The organism is Nostoc sp. NOS(2021), assembly GCF_017115025.1.
Lineage (GTDB): Bacteria > Cyanobacteriota > Cyanobacteriia > Cyanobacteriales > Nostocaceae > Nostoc.
The window spans coordinates 8393-12731 of record NZ_JABXKM010000217.1 but is presented as its reverse complement, the minus strand read 5'-3'; the positions used below and the strand labels follow the sequence as shown (position 1 = coordinate 12731).

Below are 4339 nucleotides of genomic sequence, written 5' to 3'. Positions count from 1 at the left end.
CATTACCCCTTATCCCCAGAGGGGGCCCCCCATTCCCCAAATTAATTACACAGAAAGGAGTCTAAAAGTATGGCAGGCGAATTTTTAACCTCTTGTAAATTTTACTTTGAGGCTGATGGAATTACTGATAAATTCATCAAAGAGATTAGTGGGTTAGGTGTTGAAAATACCCCAGCGCAAGATGTCCACGGATCATCTAAGGGCGGTAAACTAATGCGCCAAGCTACACCAACTGTTGTTAAATTTACCAACATCACAATACAAGTTATCGCCACTGATGATATAGACCTTTATAAATGGTATCAAGACTGTAACGAAGACATGGGTGATCCTCGTAAGTGGAAGGAAAAGCGTAAGACTGGTTCGGTGGTTGCTTACGACCAACAAGGCTCTGAAAAGGCACGCTGGAACATTGTCAATTGTTATCCATGTAAGTACACTGGGCCTACCTTAAGTGCTGCTGGTGGTGATATGGCCAATGAAACCATTGAATTGGTTCACGAAGGAATTAAACGAATCAAATAATTAGCATTTGTAGTAATTAACAGTGGTACAATCCGCAAGCCGAGTTCCAGAAGTTCTTACAGCCCATCGATTCTATTTAGAACTGACGCTAGAAGGTCAAAACGATGCCAATTGCTTTTTTTTGGAGTGTCAAGGCTTCAAAAGAACACAAGAAGTAATTGAAATTGCTGAAGTCACTTCTCAAACCTGGGGTACAAAAGGGCAGTCAAAAGGTCAGGTGGTGAGAACTAAGCTTCCTAGCAATCCGAAGAGTGGTAATCTCACTCTGCGTAGAGGGATCACCAACTCTATGGATTTTTGGAAGTGGTTTGAAAAAGTCGAAAAGGGTAATTGGTCTGAGCAACGTAGACTTGTTGCTTTGTCTATTTATAATCAGGCAAATCAAGAAGTAGCCAGATTTGAATTAGCTGGTGCTTGGCCCGCAAGTTACAAAATTGCTGATGTCAACGCCCGCAGCCATGACATCGAAATTGAGGAAGTGGAGGTTGCTTTTGAGGAATTTAAACGCGTGAAGTAATCAGGAGGACTATGTTTCCCACAGAGTTTGAATTTATACTGCCAAAGGGATATCTAGACTCTGAAGGCAACCTCCACCGCAAAGGTGTAATGCGGTTATCAACGGCGATAGACGAGATTGCACCCTTGCGTGACCCACGCGTTAAAGCTAATCCCGTTTATGCCACAATTATTATCTTGTCGCGAGTAATTACACACTTGGGTGCTTTATCAGAAGTGACTCCTGCAATAGTGGAAAACTTTTTTGCCCAAGATTTAAATTACCTCCAAGATTTTTACCGTCGAATCAATGGATTGGAAGGCGAAACTTCCATACCAGAAGATACAGTAAATTCCCCTGAGCCACTTTTTCATAATTGAATAGGGCATGGGGCATGGGGCATGGGGAAGAAGAACTATAGTGCTTCTGGGTTGAGTCCACAGACCTAACAAGAACAGCCCCTTCCCTACTAGCGTTGGGGGGTAAGATTCAAAGCCTCTCTCCTTTTAGGAGAGAGGAATGGAAGTGAGGTCAGAGTGTATTGCATACATACGAGAAGCGCTATATTGACCAATGCCCAATGCCCAATGCCCAATCGCCCAAATTAAATTACTTATGCGCCGTAAAAAGGATACTCTCTGCACAGAATTTGCTTTCACTCTTCCTAGAGGATTGAGTGATGGTGAACACCGAATACATCGTCATGGGGTGATGCGTTTAGCCACCGCCAAAGATGAAATTTTGGTGCAACAAGAGCGCGGAGTTCAGGAAAATCCAGCTTACGGTGTCTTGGTGATGCTTGCACGGGTTATTACTCGCTTGGGCAGTTTCAACTCTGTTAGCCCTGATTTACTCGAAGGACTGCTCTTACATGACATTGCCTATCTCCGAGAATTTTACAATCGAATCAATCAGCAAGGCAATGTACACATTTCGACACAATGTCCCCATTGCAATACTCAATTTTCAGTGGAGCTAGAACTAGCGGGGGAGTCGTAAGCTACCCCTCTGATACTTTATATGAGGAGGTAGCTTTTATTGCTTATCATTTTCACTGGTCACAAGATGATATTTTAAACTTAGAACACACTACTCGTCAGCGATGGGTAGCAGAAATCAATAAAATTAACCAAAAATTAATATGAAAGTAAAAGTTAGCTACTCACCAAATCTAAGTGAAGTCAATGAAGTTGACCTTAGCATAGAAACTACACCGAGAGGAGAATGGTTAATAGGTCGTTCTCCTGATTCTGATTTAGTCCTAGACAGTCCTGATATCAGTCGGGTACATGCTAAGTTTTTTGTGAAAGGTGGAAATTACTACTTCTCTGACCTTGGCAGTAGAAATGGCTCAATATTTAACGGGAAACAAGCTGAAAAAGATCGACCATATTCTTTGAGCGATGGAGATGTTATTCGGATTGCAGATTACGCTCTGATCTTGGAAGCAGTTGCTCCAGCTTATGAACAAGCAGAGACGGTCTTTAGAATTATAGATCCTTCACTGTTTTCTCGATCGCGATCGCCTGAAAATGTCAGCGCTTCCAACGTTGCTAATCCAGCCCCAGAAGTTGTTAATGAAGTTCCAGCGCCAATTAGTCAAGAAGTAGAAACACCTGAAATTAATGCTCCTTCCCCAGAAATCAGCGAAATCTCAGAAGTTGTTTCTACTCAACCTGATGATGTCGCCCCCGAAAACATAATTCAGTCACCAGAAGCAGTCAGCGAAGTTCCACACGATGTTCCTGATAAAGTTGCAGATTTGGATACACCAGTTGCAGCAGAAGTCAGCGCAGATGTTGAGGAAGTAGAAGTTCCAGAAATCAGTGAAGCCTCAGAAGTTTCTTTGACTGAGCCTAATGACGCTAACCCTGCACCTGAAAACATAATTGAAACTCCTGAACAGGAAAGTGTTCTTCCAGAAGCCACTCACGACGAGGTTCCAGACTTTGAAGCAGCGCTGGTGGCAGAATCTACTTTTGTACAGCGGCGTGATACAAGTGCCGTTCTCGAAGCTACCGACGATGAGGATGCATTAGAGGCAGCACTGGAAGCAGAACTCACCTTCGTACAGCCGCGTGATATTTTCAACGAAGTTCCTGCACAGGAGAGTACCGTTTCCGAAGCTACCGACGATGAGGATGCATTGGAGGCAGCACTAGCAGCAGAAGTCACCTTCGTACAGCCGCGTGATATTTTCAGCGAACTTTCTGTACAGGAGAGCGCCGTTCCCGAAGCTACACATAATGAAGTAGTAGATTTGGATACACCAGTCGCAGAAGAAGTCAGTGCAGATGTTGAGGAGGTTGTCAGCAAAGTTTCTGAAGATGCGGACATTCAGCACCAAGAAACATTGAGCCAAGTACCAGAGGATGAAAGCCAAGTTACACAGAATAGCAGGGATGAAGCGGTAGATTTGGATACGTCAGTTCCAGTAGGAGACAGCGCAGATGTTGACGAACATATCAGGGATGAAGTGGTAGATTTGGATAGGTCAGTTACAGTAGAAGACAGCGCAGATGTTGACGAAGTAGAACCTAGTTCTGCTGTTGATGAAACAGAAAGCGAAGTTTCTAATCAATACATTGATTTGAGTAATACAACTACAGAAGAAGCCAGTGTAGATGTTGATGATGTTTCGGCACAAGTAAGTGAAGTTTCTCACTCAGCTGATATTCAATCTTTGGAAACAACAGAAAGTGGAGCTACTGAGAGCATTAGTCCAACTATTGAAGAAGTTTCTGAAGCAGAAGAAGATCAGTTTGATGAAACTCCAGAAGAAATAAATGTAAATGAGCCTTCTGAAATATTCATTGAAAGAAACATAGTACTCATTGCTCACGAAAGCAAGAAATCAGAACTTGCTGAATTTGTTTCTCAGCATCAGGAATTTTTTTCAGAGAGCTTTACAATTACCTGGCCATCTGTTAGCGAAGTCTTACATCAACAGGCAGGGATAACTATTAGTCAACAAACCCCCGCACCAACTTCTGGAGGATATCAAACAATTGCTTCATTGGTTGGAGCAGGAGAAATTTTAGCAGTTATTTTCTTGAGAGATTTGCTGCAACCTCAGCCGGGCCAAGCAAATGAAGAAGCACTGCTAAGGTTATGCACTATTAATCAAGTTCTACTTGCAACTAATTTGCCAACAGCAGAGGCGATCGTGCATTATCTTAAACAGATATAGCAATCCTAAATGAGTTATGAACAAAAAGATCCCCGACTTCTTTAAGAAGTCGGGGATCTGAGTATTTCGGTGTTTGCAAGTAAAATATGATTACTATATTTTTTGAAAAGTTGCAAATTGCGTAGAAT

Annotated in this window: 6 protein-coding genes; all 6 read left to right on the top strand. The window is 42.6% G+C overall.

Going from position 1 to position 4339, the window contains the following annotated elements; all coding sequences use genetic code 11:
• Window positions 1–69: 69 nt before the first annotated feature.
• The 6 genes from HWQ41_RS23305 to HWQ41_RS23285 all read left to right on the top strand — a co-directional run bounded on the left by HWQ41_RS23305 (window position 70) and on the right by HWQ41_RS23285 (window position 4211).
• Window positions 70–525: a phage tail protein gene (locus tag HWQ41_RS23305; RefSeq protein WP_292768186.1), complete on the top strand. Its 456-nt coding sequence runs from the start codon at window positions 70–72 to the stop codon at window positions 523–525.
• A gap of 22 nt (window positions 526–547) precedes the next feature.
• Entirely contained in the window at window positions 548–1042 is a 495-nt protein-coding gene (locus HWQ41_RS23300; protein ID WP_292768184.1) for a phage tail protein, read from the top strand.
• A gap of 11 nt (window positions 1043–1053) precedes the next feature.
• The gene (locus tag HWQ41_RS23295) at window positions 1054–1401 is read left to right on the top strand and encodes a hypothetical protein (RefSeq protein ID WP_292768182.1); all 348 of its coding nucleotides are present in this window, start codon (window positions 1054–1056) and stop codon (window positions 1399–1401) included.
• 235 nt (window positions 1402–1636) lie between these two features.
• Window positions 1637–2020: a phage tail assembly protein gene (locus tag HWQ41_RS23290; protein WP_292768188.1), complete on the top strand. Its 384-nt coding sequence runs from the start codon at window positions 1637–1639 to the stop codon at window positions 2018–2020.
• Window positions 1963–2166: a DUF6760 family protein gene (locus HWQ41_RS34355; RefSeq protein WP_313931140.1), complete on the top strand. Its 204-nt coding sequence runs from the start codon at window positions 1963–1965 to the stop codon at window positions 2164–2166. Before HWQ41_RS23290 ends, HWQ41_RS34355 begins: the two co-directional genes overlap by 58 nt.
• Complete coding sequence (locus tag HWQ41_RS23285) at window positions 2163–4211, top strand: FHA domain-containing protein (protein WP_292768180.1); 2049 nt, start codon at window positions 2163–2165, stop codon at window positions 4209–4211. Before HWQ41_RS34355 ends, HWQ41_RS23285 begins: the two co-directional genes overlap by 4 nt.
• Window positions 4212–4339 lie beyond the last annotated feature (128 nt).

Bases quoted from the DNA above. Each gene is read 5' to 3' on its own strand.
- HWQ41_RS23290 (WP_292768188.1), top strand. From the start codon at position 1,637: ATGCGCCGTAAAAAGGATACTCTCTGCACAGAATTTGCTTTCACTCTT.
- HWQ41_RS23305 (WP_292768186.1), top strand. From the start codon at position 70: ATGGCAGGCGAATTTTTAACCTCTTGTAAATTTTACTTTGAGGCTGAT.
- HWQ41_RS34355 (WP_313931140.1), top strand. From the start codon at position 1,963: ATGTCCCCATTGCAATACTCAATTTTCAGTGGAGCTAGAACTAGCGGG.
- HWQ41_RS23285 (WP_292768180.1), top strand. From the start codon at position 2,163: ATGAAAGTAAAAGTTAGCTACTCACCAAATCTAAGTGAAGTCAATGAA.
- HWQ41_RS23295 (WP_292768182.1), top strand. From the start codon at position 1,054: ATGTTTCCCACAGAGTTTGAATTTATACTGCCAAAGGGATATCTAGAC.